Here is a 16,604-nt window from a genome sequence, read left to right on the forward strand (position 1 = left end):
ATCCCGCTTAGCGCAGGCGGACCGGCAGGAAGCGCGGCGGCTGTCCGCGGCGCTGGATGCGAAGCAGAACGGCATCGCGTCCCTCTGTTTCGGCAGCGGCAATCGCGCCGCGCAGTTCCTCGACCGTGGTCACGGGATTATACTGCGCAGACAGGATGATATCGCCGCGGCGCAGCCCCTTTGTGCCAGCATCGGAGTTTGGATCGACCTGACCGATGACTAGGCCCGATGTACCCTCATCGACGCCTAGTGAGCGCGCAATTTGCGGGGTCATGGCGAGCACCTGAAGGCCCAGTTTTTCCGCGATGGTGCTGTCGGTTTCTTCCGGGTTCATCGGCTCTTCCGATTCCGGGTCGAAGGTTTGCTGGCTTTGCAGCAATTCTTCTTCACTCGGTCGGCGGCCCAGGGTGGCGGTAACCGCCACTTCGCGCCCTTCGCGCAGCACCGTGATCGGAACGCTGGTTCCCGGTGACAGGTTGGCCACGAGGAAGGAGACGGTCTGTTCCGAGGTAACTTCGTTGCCGTTGATCTCGGTCACGATGTCGCCGGGACGCAGGCCTGCTTCGGCAGCGGCGCTGTCATCCTGAACGCTCTGGATTATTTCACCGCGATTGCGGGCAAGGCCAAGCGAATCGGCAAGATCATCCGACATCGGCTCAAGCCCAACGCCCAGGAAACCGCGCTCGATCTCCATGCCTTCTTTAAGCTGGTCGACAATCGGCGCTGCAATTTCAGAAGGGATCGCAAAACCGATGCCGACACTTCCGCCCGATGGCGAGAAGATCGCATTGTTGATGCCAATCACATTGCCTTGCATGTCGAACAGCGGCCCGCCCGAATTGCCGCGATTGATGCTGGCGTCGGTCTGGATATAGCGGTCATATGCGCCGCCCTGTCCGGTGTTGCGGTACACAGCGGAAACGATGCCGCTGGTGACTGTCCCGCCAAGTCCGAAGGGATTGCCGATGGCAACGACCCATTCGCCGACGCGCGTCGCGGCTGAATCGCCGAACTTCACAAACGGGAATGTGCGCTGCGCATTGATTTTCAGCACGGCGAGGTCGGATTGGGCATCCGACCCGATCAATTCCGCCTCGTATTCAGTGCCATCCGGCATCGTGACGGTGATTTCTTCCAGCGTGGCCCGGTTGTTCGGTGTGACCACGTGATTGTTGGTCACCACGAAACCGTCGGCGGAAATGATGAAGCCGCTGCCCAGCGATTGCGCCTCACGCGTCTGCGGTTGCTGCTGTTGCTGCTGTCCGCCGCGGCGGCGATTGAACAGCTCGGCAAAAGGTGTGCCTGCAAACGGGTTGCGCGTCACCTCGACCCGTTGGCGGGTGGCGATGTTGACCACTGCGGGCTGCAGCTGTTCAGTAAGGTCGGCGAAGCTGGAGGGTGCACCTGCGCGCGGAACCACATCGCTCATCACGCTGCTGTCGTTCTGCGCAACCTGCGCGCCGGCGGGATGGCCGGTCATAAGTGATACCGCAGCGCCGCCAACCAGCAGCGCACTTGTCAGTCCATAAACGTACCGCACGTTATTCACGTCCTCTAATTCCTTCTTTACGGGCCTGTAACGGGCGAAAACCGCCTCGTGTTCCGACCCAGAGTTTCTTACCCCTATCCTGTTACCATGCGCCTAGACCCGCTTAACCGCGATTGAACACGCTTGTAGTCGGTAGCGTATCATCAGCGGTTCGTCGGAAGACGGCCCGATCAGCGGCGTCCTCTGAACTGACGCAGATATTCGTTGTCGGGCGACAGGATGATCGAGCTTTCGCCGCGGCCTTCCCCTTTGGCAAAGCTGCTTTCATAGCTCTGCATCGCACGGTAGAAATCGTAAAAGCTCTCATCCTTGCCAAATGCCTCGGCAAAAATGCGCGCCGCTTCGGCGTCGGCTTCGGCGCGGATGATCCGCGCGTCGCGTGTGCCCTGCGCACGGATGGTCCGTGCCTCGCGTTCACGATCCGACTCCATCCGCTGGAATGCTGACTCAAGTGGGCGGCCCGATGGAAGGTCGGTGCGTTTGATTTGCACATCGATCACCTCGGCACCGTATTGACGAGCCTCGCGGTCAAGGTTTTCGCGAACATTGGCAAGCGCACTGCCGCGCTCGGCGGTCAGCATTGCAGCGAACGTCCGGCGGCCCAGCTCCTGCCGCAGGGCAGAGTTGAGGATCGGTTCAAGCGCGGTGCGCACACCGTCGGTTGTGCCTGCGCGTTCCACCATGCGGATCGGATCGACGATCCTGAACCGGGCGTAAGCATCGACAAGCAACCTTTGCTGGTCGTTGGACAGGACCTCTTCTTCGGTCATTTCGAGGTCGAGGACACGCTTTTCCACGGTCCTGACCGATTCGATCAGCGGCCAGCGGAAATGCAGTCCGGCAGAATAAGACCCGCCGGGTGTGTTCAGTGTGCGGACCGGTTCACCCGTGCGCACGATGACGACTTGTTCTTCTTCATTCACGATAAACGCGCTCATGAAAAAGCCGATGATGGCGATGGCAAAGGCGATGACCGCCCAGCGGTAATTATTCCAGAGAGCTTCCATGATTACTGCCCCTGCTGAGTTTGATTGGGTTGCACGGTGATCTGCGCGCCCTGCGCGGGCGCGGCCCGGCGGCGCAGTTCAGGCAGCGGCAAATACGGTGTCACGCCTTCTGCTTCCAGAATGGTCTTGTCCGTCTGGGCGAGGACACGCTCCATCGTCTCGTAATAAAGACGCTGGCGAGTGACTTCGGGTGCGAGGGCGTATTGTTCGTACACCTTGTCGAATGCTTCGGCTTCACCTTCCGCGCCTGCAATTGTCTGCTGGGCGTAACCGCGCGCCTGGTTGCGCGAGGCATCGGCGTTTTGTTCGGCCACAGAAACGTCGCGGAACGCATCGACGACTTCGCTGGGCGGGTCGGCCTTGGCGATTTCGACGCCGACGACCTGAATGCCGGAACGATATGCATCAAGCGTCGCCTGCATCCGTTCGCGGACCGATTGCTGGATTTCAGCACGGCCTGCGCCGGTAAAGGTTTCATCCAGCGTCTTTTCAGCGACGGACGCGCGCATTGCGGCCTCTGCCACTTCGCTTACGGTTTCGATCGGTTCTGCGAGCTGGAATTTGAAGTCCGCCAGATCGTTGATCCGCCAACGCACGATGTAGCTTAGATCGACAAGGTTCTGGTCACCCGTCAGGATCAGTTTCGCGTTTTCGCCCGAGGTCGGGATGTTGACGGCGCGAACGCCCTCAACGTCTTCGATATCGACGGTCTGGATCGGATACGGTGCCGTAAGGTGCAGACCGGAATCAAGCGTCCGGCTGTATTCACCAAACGTTTTGACGACCGCTTTTTCCTTTGGATCGACCAGATGCAAACTGGATAGCAGGATGCCGATCACCAGGACGCCGACAGTAAGCACGGGGGCGAGGCTGCGTCCGCCCGGTCCTTCGGGAAAGCGGAAACCGGGGCCGCCTGTGCCGCCGCCGCGCCGCGGACCTTCGGGACCGCGGTTCTTGAAAATATCTTCGATACTGGCAGAGCGCCGTTTTCCGGCATCGGTGCCGCCGCCCGGCAGCCACGGATTGCGCGGACCGTCTGATCCGCCGGAACCTTCGCCCGATGGACCGCCGTCTCCTCCGCCGCCATTATTGCCATTGGAGCTTCCGCCGGAGCTTCCTCCCCACGGGTTCTTTTTTCCAGCCATGGCGAGGGACTGTCCGGCGCTGCCAAGGCGTGTTCTGAAACGATCAAAAATCTGCATACATCCGTTATAGGTACGCTATCTGGCGAAAAACAGGGGTGGCGGCTGCGAATTTGATGATAGAGGCCCATCGCTATGACAGAAGGCCGGAAACCCGAACCGAATTCGCGCAGTGAAGATGCGCGCCTACGCGCTGCGTTACCTGACAAAATCGCTGGCCGGGTGCAGTCAGCGCAGCTTGTAAATGGCCGCGCAATCATCGTCGCGGACGCCGGCGACATGCGCCCCGAGGAACGCGATGTGCTTGAGGCGGCCTTCAAACAGGCTTTGAAGGATGTCGCTGGCGTAGAAGATGTGCGCGTCGCTCTCGTCGCAGAGCGCAAGCGGGCGCGGATCATCGCCATCGGATCGGGCAAGGGTGGCGTGGGAAAATCGACGCTGACGACCAATATCGCGGTCGCCCTCGCCAAGGCAGGGCACAAGGTCGGCGTGATCGACGGGGACATTTACGGGCCTTCGCAGCCCAAACTGCTCGCCACAGAAAAATTGAAGCCTGAGGCATCGGGTGAAAGACTGATCGCGCTGGATAGTCCGCACGGCGTGAAAGTGCTGTCGATGGGGCATCTCGTCGCGCCGGGAAAGGCGCTGGCGTGGCGCGGCCCGATGGCGGGAAAGGCGCTGGGACAGCTGGTAGAGGCGGATTGGGGCGACACCGATCTGCTGCTGATCGACTTGCCGCCTGGCACAGGCGATGTGCAATTGTCGATGATGGCTGATAGCAAGCCTGATGGCGCGGTGCTGGTTTCCACGCCGCAAGACCTCGCCCTGATCGACGCTGCGCGGGCAGGCCAATTGTTCGAGCAAGGCGAGGTGCCGATCATCGGTTTGGTTGAAAATATGGCCGGATATGAATGCCCGCATTGCGGCGAGCTGAGCGATCCGTTCGGACAGGGCGGCGTGGAGAAATTCGCCGCCGCGCTTGAAATACCGTTCCTTGGCCGCGTACCGCTGCGGCTGGAAACCCGGATCAGCGGCGATGCAGGTCAGCCTCCTGCGGCAGGCAGCGGCGAAGGGGCCGCCCCATTCGAAGCGATTGCGGCGCGGATCGCTAACTGGCTGAGCGGAAAGGACGTTTAATCCATGCAGGTTTCGCGGCGTGGCATACTGACAGGCTCTGCCATTGGTGGCGGTCTGCTGGTCGCGTGGTATGTCCTGCCCCGCAATTATCCCGTCCCGCTGCAACCCGGCGCGCGCGAGCATGTTTACAGCGCCTATCTTAAAATTGCCGAAGACAGCGTGGTCACTATCGCCGTCCCTCAGGCCGAAATGGGGCAGGGCATCACGACCGTGCTGCCGCAGATCATCGCGCAGGAACTGGGCGCGGACTGGCGGCAGGTCGCAGTCGAGCCGGCGCCGATTTCCGCCGCCTATGCCAACATCCCGCTCGCGCGGCGATGGATGGAGATGTGGGACCCCGTCGCCGCTGGTCTGTCGGAAACGACCGATGACATTCTTGTCGAACGGTTCGCTGGCGAAGCGCGCTTTACCGCGACCGCCGATGGAACTGCGGTCGATGCGTTCGCCGATGATTGCCGCTCCGCTGCCGCCGCCGCGCGGGCAATGCTCGCGCAGGAAGCAGCGGATCGCTGGGACGTGTCTTGGGAAGAATGCCTGGTCGAACGCGGCATCGTTTCGCAAGGGGAAAACCGCGCCACATTCGGAGAGCTGGCAGCAGGCGCGGCGGAGCGCGATGCGCCCGAGCCGCCCCCGCTCCGCCCGGAATTTCCCGAAGCGAGCCCGGCGCCCGATATGGCCGATGCGCCCCCATTTTTCCCCCGTATCGACCTGCCTTCGAAGGTCGATGGATCATACCAGTTTGCCAGCGATGTCCGCCTGCCCGGCATGGTCTATTGCGCGATTCGGCACGGCCCGAATGATGGATCTGAGCTGACCGGTTTCGAGCCGGATGGAGCGGACAATGTCGCGGGCGTCGTTGGCGCGGTGAAATCGCGCAATTGGCTGGCGGTGGCGGCGACGAACTGGTGGAGCGCGCAAAAGGCTCTGGAGGCGATGAAGCCGCAATTTCGCACGGCTTTTCCGGTTGGCAGCGCAGAGATAAACGCACGCCTTCGCACGTCCGTCGATGGCGGAGCCTCTTTTCGGATCGCGGAAACCGGCTTTGGCGAAGAGGCGATGACGCGCATTGACATGGCGCGGCGATACGAGGTGGAGCCTGCCCCTGCGGCTCCGCTGGAAACGGCGAGTGCAGCCGCGCGGTTTACAGACGGCCGGCTGGAACTTTGGATTGCCTCACAAGCGCCCGAACAGGCGCGCAGGGCAGCGGCAAAAGCGGTCGGCCTCGCGGTGGAAGAGGTCGCGCTTTACCCGATGCCGGCAGGCGGCAGTTTCGATGCCCGGCTGGAACATGATCACGCGATTGAAATCGCGGTGATCGCAAAAGAGCTGGGCCGGCCCGTCCAGCTGACATGGTCCCGCCGCGACGAGATGATAAAGGCCCGCCCGCGCACCCCATCTTACACTTTGGTAGGCGCGCAATTGTCACAGACAGGCGATGCCGCGATTGAGGCGCTGCGCCTCAGGATCGCCTGTCCGCCTGCCAGCCACGAATTCGGAAAGCGGCTGTTCGGCAATCGCACCAGTGCTGCAGCCATTCGCGAAAGCGCGGGGAAAAAAGACGCGCTCGCCTGCGAAGGTGCGGTGCCTGCCTACCGGTTGCCCAGCGTCGTGGTCGATCATATCCCTGTTGAGATTGGCCTTCCTGTCGGACGGGTGCGCGGCAATTCGCACAGCTACACCGCGTTTGCGATCGAAAGCTTCGTTGATGAAATCGTGGCCACCACCGGCAGGGAGCCGCTGTCCTACCGGATGGTCATGCTGGGCGATGACGTGCGGCTTGCCGCGTGCCTGCAACGCGCGGCCCAGATGGCCCGCTGGAACGGCGGTGAGCAAGGCAGCGGCCAGGGCATTGCCTGTTACCGTATCGGCGATCCGCGCACCGGCGGCCGCATTGCCTGCGTGGCCACCGCACGTCAGGGCGAAGGCGGCGTGCGCGTGGTAGAAATTAGCGCGGCGGTGGATATCGGGCGGATCATCAATCCCGATATCGCGCATCAGCAGATCGAAGGCGGGTTGATTTTCGGGATCGGCGTGGCGCTGGGCAACGCCTTGCAGTTCCGCGCCGGTCTGCCGGAAAGCTTCGATTACGCTGATCTAGGGCTTCCCACGCTGGAGGATTGCCCTGAAATACAAATCGAATTTATCCCCAGCACTGCCCCCAGCGCGGACCCCGGTGAACTGGGCGCGGTGATCGCTCCGCCAGCGATTGCAAACGCGCTGTTTTCGGCCACGGGCTTGCGACTGCGGCGTCTGCCCCTACTTTCAGGTGGGATCTGATAATCGCTGGGGGGCTGTGCCCTTCGGGTATTTGTTACAATCAAGGATAAAGATCGCCCCAGCGGCGTTGACCCCATCATGACCTGGCACCCCCAACGCCTTCCCAACGATCACCCGCCGGTAAACAGCGGCTCTATTGGCGTGCTGCTGGTCAATCTTGGCACGCCTGATGGCCCTGACCCCGGCTCGGTCAAACGGTACCTTAAACAGTTCCTTTCCGATCCGCGCGTGATCGAGATCCCGAAACTGGCCTGGCAGCCGATCCTGCGCGGTATCATCCTCAACACCCGCCCACAAAAAAGCGCGCAGGCCTATGCCAAGATATGGACCGACCGCGGATCGCCGCTGGCTGATATAACTGCGCGTCAGGCAGAGGCGATTGCCGATGATCTGGGCGAAAACATCGTGGTCGATTACGCGATGCGGTACGGCTCTCCTTCGATCGAGCAGCGCCTGACAGAACTGACCGCGAAAGGCTGCGACCGCATCCTGATCGCGCCGATGTATCCTCAATATTGCGCCGCGACGACCGCGACCGTGTTTGATGAGGTGGCCCGTGTGCTGGGCGAAATGCGCTGGCAGCCCGCGCTGCGGTTCGTGCCGCCGTATCACGACGATGCGCTGTATCTGGATGCGCTGGCCGATGATCTCAGCCGGCAGGTTGGCGCGCTCTCGTTCAAGCCGGAGACGATGCTTATGTCGTTTCACGGCATGCCTCAGCGCACTCTGGAAAAAGGCGATCCGTATCATTGCCACTGCCACAAGACCGCCCGCCTGCTGCGCGAACGGCTGGCGACGCGGGCTGAATTTGACGGTGTGCGGTTTGAAACGACATTCCAGTCCCGCTTTGGCCCGGCCCAGTGGCTGGAACCTGCGACCGACGACACGTTGGTTGCCGAAGGTGAGAAGGGTACAAAGCGTCTGATCGTGGCCGCACCCGGCTTTGCGGCGGATTGCGTCGAGACGCTGGAAGAGCTCGCGCTGGAGGGGCGCGATGAATTTCTTGAGGCAGGGGGCGAGGAATTTGCCGTGCTCGACTGCCTCAATGTCTCCGCCAGCGGGATCACGATGATCGACGCGATGATCCGGCGCGAGCTTTCCGGCTGGATTTAGCGCGCAGGCTTATTTACACAGAGGTCAGTTGTTAATCCGAACTGGATATGGACCTCGCCATGGCTACTCTTGCACCGCATTCGCCGACCACCTTTGAACACTGGTCCAAAGGCGTCCTGTCCGAAGACGACCTGTCCCATATTCCGGGCGAGGCGGGCTGGCCGGTTGTCGGCAACACGTTCAAACAGCTGGCCGATCCGCATGGTTTCACCCGGCGCATGATCGCGAAGTATGGCAAGGTCTATAAAACGCACTCATTCGGCGGCTGGAACATTGCCCTGATCGGCGCCGAGGCGAACGAGATGGTGCTGTTCAACAAGGACAAGATTTTCTCCAGCGAGCAAGGCTGGGGGCCGGTGTTGGACCAGTTGTTCCCGCGCGGGCTGATGCTCATGGATTTCGATCATCACCGGATTGATCGGCGCGCGCTGTCGATTGCGTTCAAGCCGGGGCCGATGCGCCACTATTCGGGCGCGCTCAATCGCGGCATCGCGAAAGATGTCGCGAACTGGGAAGGGCGGATGGAGTTTTATCCCGCGATCAAGAAATTGACGCTGGACCTCGCCGCAGACAGTTTCATCGGCATCCCGTGGGGGCCGGAGGCGGACAAGATCAACGTCGCGTTTGTGGACATGGTGCAGGCATCCGTCGCGCCGGTGCGCAAACCGCTGCCTTTCACGAAGATGAAGCGCGGCGTCGATGGCCGCAGTTTTCTGGTCGATTACTTCACCGCTGAAACGCACAAACGGCGCGCGGAAGGCGGCGGGCAGGACATGTTCAGCCAGTTTGCCACCGCCACACGCGAAGATGGATCGCTGCTGCCGGTCAGCGAAGTGGTCGATCACATGAACTTCCTGATGATGGCCGCGCATGACACCATCACCTCCAGCGCAACATCGCTGATCTATCACCTCGCGAAAAACCCGCAGTGGCAGGAAAAAGTGCGCGAGGAATTGATCGCGGTTACGGGCGGTCCCGATGCGTCGGGCAATCCGCGCCCGCTTGATTATGATGATATGGGCAAATTGGAAGTTACTGAAATGGCGTTCAAGGAGGCGCTGCGCATGGTGCCGCCCGTGCCATCAATGCCGCGCCGCGCGCTGAAAGATTTCGAATACGAAGGGTATCATGTGCCAGCGGGCGCGCATGTCGGGATCAACATTTACTGGACCCACCATTCCGAGGAATACTGGGACAACCCGTCAGCATTCGATCCGATGCGCTTCACGCCCGAGCAGGTAAAAGCGCGGCATAAGTATGCCTGGGTGCCGTTTGGCGGCGGCGCGCATATGTGTCTGGGACTGCACTTTGCGTATATGCAGGTGAAGGTGCTGCTGGCGCAGGTGCTGCAGCAATACCGCATCGAAGTAGCAGACGGTTATTCACCGGACTGGCAGGAATGGCCGATCCCTCAGCCAAAGGACGGGCTGAAAGTCGAGTTCAAAAAGCTTTGATTTGCGCACGCCATCCGACGCGCGACTTCCTCGCTCACGCGATCTAACAATCGCCTCGGCGCGGGCGGGCGGTCGCCCTTGCAGCGGCTATTACCACTGTTCTGTTCTGTTCAGTGCTTCTGGAATGAAGCGATCAGAAATCCCACGCGATGCCTTCGCGTTCCCAGTCGCCGTAGCGGGTCGGGGATAGCGCGCGCGGCTCATCCTTCAATGGATCGACCGCCTTCGGCTCGGGCGCGGGATCGTTGGTCCAGTGCGCTGGCTTCTTGAAATTTTTAGCGGCAGCTGATTTTTGTTTGGTCATGGTATGATGTGAACGCGCAGACTGGCGCTTGGTTTCAATATCTCTATGAGCATCGTCCATGCAAGATGCACCAGGTTTCCCCGCGCGCCGCGCCGCGCTCAAATTGCTCGATGCGGTTTTGCGCCGCGGAGAGACAATCGAGCAATCCGAAAAATCCGCTTTGCAGGGGGTGGACGCGAATGCCGATCGTGCCCTTGCAAGGGCGATTGCGGGTGAGACATTGCGCTGGCTCACCGATCTCGACCTGCTGATCGACAGCGCGACGAAGAAACGCCTGCCGGATGACGCCAAGCCGCGCACCGCACTGCGATTGATGTTGGCGCAGGCATTGCGGCTGGACACGCCGCCGCACGCTGTCATCGCGACCTGCCTGCCGCTGCTGTCGGGCGGCCCGCGCAGGCTTGCGCACGGGGTATTCTCAACCCTGATGAAACGCGAGGTCACCTTGCCTGATGCGCCGACCATGCCCGACGCGGTGCTCGTGCGCTGGGGCGCGATGGCCACCGCGGTCGCGCCCGGCCTGATCGATCCGCCGGAGGTGGATCTGGCGCTAAAAGACCCTGCCGAAAGTGATGAACGCGCCGTGGCGATGGGCGGTGTCAGCCTTGCCTCAGGCCATGTGCGTTTGCCGCGCGGCACGCCGATTGAGAAGATGCCCGGTTATGTCGAAGGCGCGTGGTGGGTGCAGGACTTGGCCGCGCAAATCCCCGCGCGGTTACTGGGCGCGGGCGAAGGCGCGGGTGCCAGCAGGCGAGCGCTCGATCTATGCGCTGCGCCGGGCGGAAAAACGTTGGGCCTCGCCGCAGCCGGCTGGAACGTCACCGCACTCGACATAAGCGGCAAACGGCTTGAAATGCTGCGCGACAATTTAAAACGCACCGCTCTCGAAGCGGAAGTGGTGAAGGCCAACGCGCTGACCTATCATCCGGCCAAGCAATTCGATGCGATCCTGCTCGATGCGCCGTGCACCGCGACCGGCACCTGCCGCCGCCATCCCGACGTGCTCCACCGGATCGGCCCGCGCCAGATCGGCGAGATGACCGAAATCCAGCAATCGCTGATCCATCAGGCAGTCGAATGGCTGCCCAGCGGAGCGATGTTCGTTTACGCGGTGTGTTCGCTCGAAACCGAAGAAGGCGATGATCAGGCGCGCTGGATCGACGAAACCTTTGATTTGGAGCCGGTCCCTGTAACCGCCGAAGAACTGCCTGCAGGCATTTCACCAACGCGCGAAGGCTGGGTCCGCACCCACCCCGGTATGCTTAAAGAGCAAGGCGGGCTGGACGGGTTTTTCATCGCGCGCTGGCGTAAAGCCTAACTGTCTTCCTTCACATATTGCTGAAAGCTCTTGCGCAGCTTCATGATCTTGGGCGGGATTACAGCGAGGCAATAGGGGTTTCGCTGCCCTTCGCCTTCCCAGTATTCCTGATGGTAATCCTCTGCCGGATACCATTCCTTGCCCTGCGATCCGCCGTCCAAACCTTCTATCGTGGTCACGGCCATCGCGCCGTTTTCAGCGTTCCAGCGCCCGATGGCCGCTTCGGCTTCGGCGGCCTGTTCGTCTGAAAGCGGAAAAATTGCGCTGCGATATTGCGTGCCGACATCGCCGCCCTGACGGTTCAGCTGGGTCGGATCATGCGTGCCCAGAAATACGTCGTAAATTTCAGGCAGGGTGATGGTGTCGGGATCGAAAGTGACGCGAATGCCCTCTGCATGGCCGGTCCTGCCAGTGCACACTTCCTTGTAAGTCGGGTTCGCGGTTTCGCCGCCGATATATCCGCTTTCAACTTCGGTCACGCCGATAACATCCTTGAACACCGCCTCGGTGCACCAGAAGCAGCCGCCTGCAATGATTGCCTGTTCCATGAGCTTTCGATCTCCTTTTCGACGAATGACATAGGTGGGCTGATCGGTATTGCCAGTGCTGGCGGCACGGGCTTGTCATAAAGGCGCGTCTGCGTCAGGACATGCAGCACGCAACATCAGCATAGAGGATCCCCTATGAAACCGCTTTCATTCGCTTCGTTTGCCGCCATTGCCGGCGCACTCACCTTTGCCGCAGCCAGCCCAATTGCCGCCGACGATCATACCGATGCGCCTGAACTGGCCGAGGTTCTGGCCGCAGAAACCCGCGCCGATGACCGCGCCCGTGACCAATATCGCAACCCGGCTGAAACGCTGGCGTTCTTTCAGGTTGAACCGACGATGACCGTCGCGGAATACGGACCAGGCGGCGGATGGTATACGCGCGTTCTGGCCCCGTGGATCATGCCGCAGGGCAAATATATCGCGTTCAACGGGGACAGTGACGCGCGCACCTATAGCAACCGCGCACAGGAAGCCCGCGCCAAGGGTTGGACCGAGACATTCAAGTCCGGAATGGCAGAGGCCAGCGGCATGTCCGCCGATGATATCACCGCATTCGAACTCGACGAAATGCCCGAAGAGCTCGCCGGTACAGTGGACCGGGTGCTGATCTTCCGTTCGATGCACGGTCTTGCCAATGGCAACACCGCAGATGATGTTCTGGATGCAGCGCGCATGATGCTCAAAGATGATGGCATGGTCGGCGTGGTCCAGCACCGCGCGCCCGCCGATGCAAGCTTCGACGATTACTCGCCTGCGCCCGGTTATATGAAGACCGAGCAGGTCGTCGCCATTTTCGAGGCCAACGGCTTTGAACTTGCGGGCAGCAGCGAGGTCAACGCCAACCCGAACGATCCGGCCAATTGGGAGGGCGGCGTGTGGACGCTTCCTCCGGTGCTGCGTTACGGCGATGATAACCGCGAGCAATATCTCGCCATAGGTGAAAGCGACCGCATGACGCTGCTTTTCAAGAAAGCCGACTGAGCCTAAAGGGCGGCGGCATGAACACACTGACTGTCGCCGCCCTCCAGCTTTCGCTGGGATCACCAGACGAGGCCGCCAATATCGCCGCCGTGTCGGCTTTGGCCGAAGACGCCGCCACGCGCGGGGCCAAGGTGATCCTGCCACCAGAGCTGTTTTCCGGCCCCTATTTCTGCCGGGAAGAAGACGAGGCGCTGTTTGCGCTCGCCAAACCGCTTGCCGATCACCCGAGCGTGATTGCGATGCAGGCGCTCGCCAAACGGCTCAACGTTGCGATCCCCACCAGCTTTTTTGAACGCGACGGGCATCATTATTACAACACGCTGGCTATGATCGGCCCTGATGGCGCGATCATGGGCACCTACCGCAAAAGCCACATTCCTGACGGGCCAGGTTATGAGGAAAAATTCTATTTCCGCCCTGGAAATGACGGGTTCAAGGTGTGGGACGTGCCCGGCGACAGCGGGCAGAGCGTGCGCATCGGCGTCGGCATTTGCTGGGATCAGTGGTATCCCGAATGCGCGCGGGTGATGGCGCTGAAAGGGGCCGAGGTCTTGCTCTACCCTACCGCAATCGGGTCAGAACCGTACGACGCGGACCTTGATACCAGCCGGATGTGGCGGCGCGCGATGATCGGGCACGCGGTTTCGAACTGCATGCCGGTTGTCGCCAGCAACCGCATCGGATCGGAAGGGGGCGATGATGGCGGTGCGGGCCAGCAAAGTTTCTATGGCCATTCCTTCATTACCAATGAGTGGGGCGATCTTGCCGCCGAATTCGGCGCGAAGGACACCGGCGTCCTGATCGCGTCTCTTGATCTCGCCAGCGCGGCGAAGCACCGCGCCGGGATGGGATTTTTCCGCGATCGCCGCCCGCAATTGTATGGCCGGATTGCAGAAGACATTTGAGCAGCACCTACCTGATCGCGCTGGGATCGAACCGGCGGCACCACCTTTATGGCCGCCCGCCAGAAATCGTGCGCGCCGCGATGGAGGAAATGGCCGCTTTGGGCATGGTGGCGGCGCGATCTCCCATCATTGCCAGCCCGCCCATGGGACCGGCGCAGCGCCGTTTTGCCAACGCCGTGTGTGTGCTGGAAAGCGAATACGATCCGCTGGCCCTCCTGGCCGCTCTCAAGCGGATGGAGGCGGAATTCGGTCGGCGTCCGGGCCGGCGCTGGGGCGACCGCGTGCTCGATCTCGATATTATCTTGTGGAGCGGCGGTATCTGGAGCGACAACACGCTATCGGTTCCTCACAGCGAATTTCGCCAACGCGATTTTGTGCTTCAGCCTGCGAAAGCCATCGCCCCGGACTGGCGTGATCCGGTCAGCGGTCTGACCATTGCGCACCTCGCCGCGCGCTGCAGATAGTCACTTTTGTTTGATCGAATGTAAAACGCCCGGACTGCGCTGGGCGTCCGGGCGTTCGAATTTCAGATTTTTGCGTGGGCAATCAGGCAGCAAGTTTGCGCCGACGGCGACTACGGCCAAAGCCTAGCGCGGCGAGCGCCAGTGCCAGCAGGCCGATTACGCCCGGAGCGGGTACGTCGACAACGGTATATTCGCCAACCTTCTTGACGTAATCGCCAGCGACCACTGGATCGCCCCACCACGACCACAGGTTGAACTTACCGTCACCCATCGACTTGAGCATTTGCGGGTGCGTGCGTGTGCCGTTTACGGTGGTATCGGTGTATTCTGTACCATTAATCAGGCGAACACCGTCCATTTCGGTAAGGGTTGCGGCAAAGCTCGGCGTTGGTCCGCCCTCAAAGTTTGCGAAATCGGGGCTGGTGAAAGTCGCGTTGAGTTTGTCACCGGTCCATGAACCGGTCTGTTTCTCGGTGTCGATGGTCAAGACGTCCCCATTGGTCATCTTGTATTCGAAAATCGCGGCTGATGCCGGTGCTGCTGTCGCCAGCGCCGCGCTTGCCGCGGCAGCCATGGCGGCGGTTTTGAAAATCTTGCTCATAGTCTTTCCGTCCTGTGCGAATAGTTTCGTCATTGGTTAAGCAACAGGCGTGCCACTCTTGCGCGGGCCAAACGATTGAGGGCATCTCACTGGTTAACGCGGCTCCGGATAATGGAGCGATTGTAAGGAAAGCCGACAATTAATCGCTGCGAACCACCTGTTAAGCGTTCCTGTGTACGACAGCGCGCATGACCAGTTTTGCGAATCTGCCTGCGCGCCGCGCATCTTCGTTTATGGCGCTATCGCTTGTGCTGGCAGCGCCGCTCACGGGCTGCGACACGCCGCCCGCCGATCCCTATGCCGCTGCGCAGGGTGCGCTGGCTGATGGCTCTCCGCGAATTGCGCTCGAATATGCAACGGAGGCGCTGAAGGCTGATCCGGCCAATGCAGAGCTGCGGATGTTCGCTGGCGATGTCGCGATGGCGCTGGGCAATCCGGACCGCGCGATCACCGAATACAAGCATCTTACCGAAAGCGAAGCGGCCACGCCGCTGGTCAAGGCCAAGCTGACCGAGGCCTATGTCGCGGGCAATTACCTGCAGGCCGCCGGGGACATGGTCCAGAGCCTCGATTTTGCCGAGCCGCTTTCATTCACCGCCGCCATCGGACTGGACATGGCAAAGGGAGAATACACGCAGGCGTATGACCGGCTGACCGAGGGTCTGGCAGCATTCCCGTCCGATCCCCGCCTCGTCACTATCGATGCGCAGCGGCTCTGGTCGCTGTCGCGCCGGGACGAAGCCCGCGCGCGTCTTGCGCCGGTGCTTGTCCTGTCTGAAACTGTGACGCAGGCTCATTTGCTCGCCGGTCAGATGGATCTGGCTCAGCGCGCGCCCAAATCGGCGGCGAAGCATTTCGAAAAAGTGCTGGCAAAAGAACCGATGCAACAGACTGCACTCCTCGCCATGGCGGCGATTGCGCGCGATCGGGGCGATGACGAAGAAGCCACCGCATGGATTGAGCGGGCCAGCGCGAGCGGCTTTACGCATCCCGTTGGAATGCTGTTCCTCGCGCAAATGGCCTATGATGGCGGTGACATTCAGAAAGCGTATGAGCTGATCGAGCAGGTTCCGCCTGCCATCGCGAGCGCGCCCGACTTTGCGCGGCTACGCGGATTTATCGATGCAGCGCGCGGCCAGAATGGCGCGGCGATTTTGGCGTTGAAAGGCTACATCGAAGACACTGGCGGGGATATTCTGTCGCGCCGGGTGCTTGCGCAAAGCTATCTTGAGGGGGGCGAGGTCGACAGCGCGTGGGAGGCGATCGAGCCGGCAATTGCCGACCCTCAGGCCGATGGCGGGACATTGCTGATGGCGCTTGACCTTGCAAAGCAATCGGGACGCGGCAATGTGGCTGCGATCAAGGCCGCAATCGCCCGCCGCGACGCAGCGCCAAACATTTCTGAGCCAATGCGCAAAGCAGGCGATGCGATTCGCGCTGGCAACTGGGCGCAGGCGGATGCCATTTACGCCCCTCTGCTTGAGGGGAATGGGCGCGGCGATCCCGCTCTTTTGAACAACGCAGCGGCGGTTAAGACCAAGTTGGGCGAGCATGCAGCCGCGGTTGCGCTTGCCCGCAGAGCGTATGAGCTAGCACCGGAAAGCCCGGTGGTCCTCGATACGCTGGGCTGGGCGCTATGGCAGAAGGGCGGGGCGAAAAGCGAAGCGCGCGCTCTGCTGACGCAGGCGCGAAGGGGCGCACCAACCAATCGCGAAATCATCGCGCATTGGGTCGCCGCACATGAAGGCACGCAGATCGCGGCCAATTAAGCGGGACGAAAAAGCAGAAAAGACCACCGGAT

General features: G+C 61.3%; 15 protein-coding genes. 9 read left to right on the forward strand and 6 right to left on the reverse strand.

The features are described 5' to 3' along the window. Window positions 1-7: 7 nt before the first annotated feature. From ACGHU1_RS14475 to hflK, 3 genes are all read right to left on the reverse strand, one after another. Window positions 8-1,549, reverse strand: coding sequence for a Do family serine endopeptidase (locus ACGHU1_RS14475; RefSeq protein ID WP_390588077.1), 1,542 nt, complete (start codon window positions 1,547-1,549; stop codon window positions 8-10). 170 nt (window positions 1,550-1,719) lie between these two features. Continuing rightward, the gene (hflC, locus tag ACGHU1_RS14480; RefSeq protein WP_390588079.1) at window positions 1,720-2,556 is read right to left on the reverse strand and encodes a protease modulator HflC; all 837 of its coding nucleotides are present in this window, start codon (window positions 2,554-2,556) and stop codon (window positions 1,720-1,722) included. A gap of 2 nt (window positions 2,557-2,558) precedes the next feature. Then, on the reverse strand, window positions 2,559-3,701 hold the full coding sequence (hflK, locus tag ACGHU1_RS14485) for a protease modulator HflK (RefSeq protein WP_390588080.1): 1,143 nt from the start codon (window positions 3,699-3,701) through the stop codon (window positions 2,559-2,561). Between the two features lie 132 nt (window positions 3,702-3,833). On the opposite strand from hflK, the gene ACGHU1_RS14490 reads away from it, so the two are divergent. The 4 genes from ACGHU1_RS14490 to ACGHU1_RS14505 all read left to right on the forward strand — a co-directional run bounded on the left by ACGHU1_RS14490 (window position 3,834) and on the right by ACGHU1_RS14505 (window position 9,679). Next, the gene (locus ACGHU1_RS14490) at window positions 3,834-4,835 is read left to right on the forward strand and encodes an Mrp/NBP35 family ATP-binding protein (RefSeq protein ID WP_390588082.1); all 1,002 of its coding nucleotides are present in this window, start codon (window positions 3,834-3,836) and stop codon (window positions 4,833-4,835) included. Between the two features lie 3 nt (window positions 4,836-4,838). Then, the gene (locus ACGHU1_RS14495; RefSeq protein WP_390588084.1) at window positions 4,839-7,112 is read left to right on the forward strand and encodes a molybdopterin cofactor-binding domain-containing protein; all 2,274 of its coding nucleotides are present in this window, start codon (window positions 4,839-4,841) and stop codon (window positions 7,110-7,112) included. Between the two features lie 78 nt (window positions 7,113-7,190). Next, window positions 7,191-8,225 (forward strand): ferrochelatase, encoded by a 1,035-nt coding sequence (gene hemH, locus ACGHU1_RS14500; RefSeq protein WP_390588086.1) that lies wholly within the window; start codon window positions 7,191-7,193, stop codon window positions 8,223-8,225. A 59-nt stretch (window positions 8,226-8,284) separates the two neighbouring features. Continuing rightward, a complete protein-coding gene (locus ACGHU1_RS14505) occupies window positions 8,285-9,679 on the forward strand; it encodes a cytochrome P450 (RefSeq protein WP_390588087.1) in 1,395 nt (464 codons plus the stop codon). A gap of 133 nt (window positions 9,680-9,812) precedes the next feature. On the opposite strand, the gene ACGHU1_RS14510 is transcribed toward ACGHU1_RS14505, so the two are convergent. Further along, on the reverse strand, window positions 9,813-10,043 hold the full coding sequence (locus ACGHU1_RS14510) for a DUF1674 domain-containing protein (protein ID WP_390588089.1): 231 nt from the start codon (window positions 10,041-10,043) through the stop codon (window positions 9,813-9,815). Between ACGHU1_RS14510 and ACGHU1_RS14515 the strand changes: the two genes are divergently transcribed. Next, entirely contained in the window at window positions 10,042-11,301 is a 1,260-nt protein-coding gene (locus ACGHU1_RS14515) for an RsmB/NOP family class I SAM-dependent RNA methyltransferase (RefSeq protein ID WP_390588091.1), read from the forward strand. The genes ACGHU1_RS14510 and ACGHU1_RS14515 overlap by 2 nt on opposite strands. Here the strand turns inward: ACGHU1_RS14515 and msrA are convergent. After that, the gene (msrA, locus tag ACGHU1_RS14520; RefSeq protein ID WP_390588093.1) at window positions 11,298-11,849 is read right to left on the reverse strand and encodes a peptide-methionine (S)-S-oxide reductase MsrA; all 552 of its coding nucleotides are present in this window, start codon (window positions 11,847-11,849) and stop codon (window positions 11,298-11,300) included. The genes ACGHU1_RS14515 and msrA overlap by 4 nt on opposite strands. 135 nt (window positions 11,850-11,984) lie before the next feature. Between msrA and ACGHU1_RS14525 the strand changes: the two genes are divergently transcribed. Genes ACGHU1_RS14525 through folK form a run of 3 tightly spaced genes read left to right on the forward strand, consistent with a single transcriptional unit; the run spans window position 11,985 to window position 14,202 of the window. After that, on the forward strand, window positions 11,985-12,833 hold the full coding sequence (locus ACGHU1_RS14525; RefSeq protein WP_390588095.1) for a class I SAM-dependent methyltransferase: 849 nt from the start codon (window positions 11,985-11,987) through the stop codon (window positions 12,831-12,833). 17 nt (window positions 12,834-12,850) lie between these two features. Further along, window positions 12,851-13,738, forward strand: a complete 888-nt coding sequence (aguB, locus tag ACGHU1_RS14530; RefSeq protein WP_390588097.1) for an N-carbamoylputrescine amidase — start codon at window positions 12,851-12,853, stop codon at window positions 13,736-13,738. Continuing rightward, a complete protein-coding gene (gene folK / locus ACGHU1_RS14535) occupies window positions 13,735-14,202 on the forward strand; it encodes a 2-amino-4-hydroxy-6-hydroxymethyldihydropteridine diphosphokinase (protein WP_390588099.1) in 468 nt (155 codons plus the stop codon). The genes aguB and folK overlap by 4 nt, the downstream gene beginning before the upstream one ends. Before the next feature lie 82 nt (window positions 14,203-14,284). Here the strand turns inward: folK and ACGHU1_RS14540 are convergent, their stop codons facing one another. Further along, window positions 14,285-14,803 (reverse strand): PEP-CTERM sorting domain-containing protein, encoded by a 519-nt coding sequence (locus ACGHU1_RS14540; RefSeq protein WP_390588101.1) that lies wholly within the window; start codon window positions 14,801-14,803, stop codon window positions 14,285-14,287. A 188-nt stretch (window positions 14,804-14,991) separates the two neighbouring features. Between ACGHU1_RS14540 and ACGHU1_RS14545 the strand changes: the two genes are divergently transcribed. Further along, window positions 14,992-16,572, forward strand: coding sequence for a tetratricopeptide repeat protein (locus ACGHU1_RS14545; RefSeq protein ID WP_390588102.1), 1,581 nt, complete (start codon window positions 14,992-14,994; stop codon window positions 16,570-16,572). Window positions 16,573-16,604 lie beyond the last annotated feature (32 nt).

The sequence above is a fragment of the Erythrobacter sp. MTPC3 genome (assembly GCF_042854385.1).
Lineage (GTDB): Bacteria > Pseudomonadota > Alphaproteobacteria > Sphingomonadales > Sphingomonadaceae > Erythrobacter.

What these genes read in the sequence shown, in the direction of transcription:
- ACGHU1_RS14545 (WP_390588102.1), top strand. Translation starts at nt 14,992, where the DNA reads ATGACCAGTTTTGCGAATCTGCCTGCGCGCCGCGCATCTTCGTTTATG.
- msrA (WP_390588093.1), bottom strand. Translation starts at nt 11,849, where the DNA reads ATGGAACAGGCAATCATTGCAGGCGGCTGCTTCTGGTGCACCGAGGCG.
- ACGHU1_RS14540 (WP_390588101.1), bottom strand. Translation starts at nt 14,803, where the DNA reads ATGAGCAAGATTTTCAAAACCGCCGCCATGGCTGCCGCGGCAAGCGCG.
- ACGHU1_RS14495 (WP_390588084.1), top strand. Translation starts at nt 4,839, where the DNA reads ATGCAGGTTTCGCGGCGTGGCATACTGACAGGCTCTGCCATTGGTGGC.
- ACGHU1_RS14490 (WP_390588082.1), top strand. Translation starts at nt 3,834, where the DNA reads ATGACAGAAGGCCGGAAACCCGAACCGAATTCGCGCAGTGAAGATGCG.
- ACGHU1_RS14515 (WP_390588091.1), top strand. Translation starts at nt 10,042, where the DNA reads ATGCAAGATGCACCAGGTTTCCCCGCGCGCCGCGCCGCGCTCAAATTG.
- aguB (WP_390588097.1), top strand. Translation starts at nt 12,851, where the DNA reads ATGAACACACTGACTGTCGCCGCCCTCCAGCTTTCGCTGGGATCACCA.
- hflK (WP_390588080.1), bottom strand. Translation starts at nt 3,701, where the DNA reads ATGGCTGGAAAAAAGAACCCGTGGGGAGGAAGCTCCGGCGGAAGCTCC.
- hflC (WP_390588079.1), bottom strand. Translation starts at nt 2,556, where the DNA reads ATGGAAGCTCTCTGGAATAATTACCGCTGGGCGGTCATCGCCTTTGCC.
- ACGHU1_RS14525 (WP_390588095.1), top strand. Translation starts at nt 11,985, where the DNA reads ATGAAACCGCTTTCATTCGCTTCGTTTGCCGCCATTGCCGGCGCACTC.
- hemH (WP_390588086.1), top strand. Translation starts at nt 7,191, where the DNA reads ATGACCTGGCACCCCCAACGCCTTCCCAACGATCACCCGCCGGTAAAC.
- ACGHU1_RS14510 (WP_390588089.1), bottom strand. Translation starts at nt 10,043, where the DNA reads ATGGACGATGCTCATAGAGATATTGAAACCAAGCGCCAGTCTGCGCGT.
- ACGHU1_RS14505 (WP_390588087.1), top strand. Translation starts at nt 8,285, where the DNA reads ATGGCTACTCTTGCACCGCATTCGCCGACCACCTTTGAACACTGGTCC.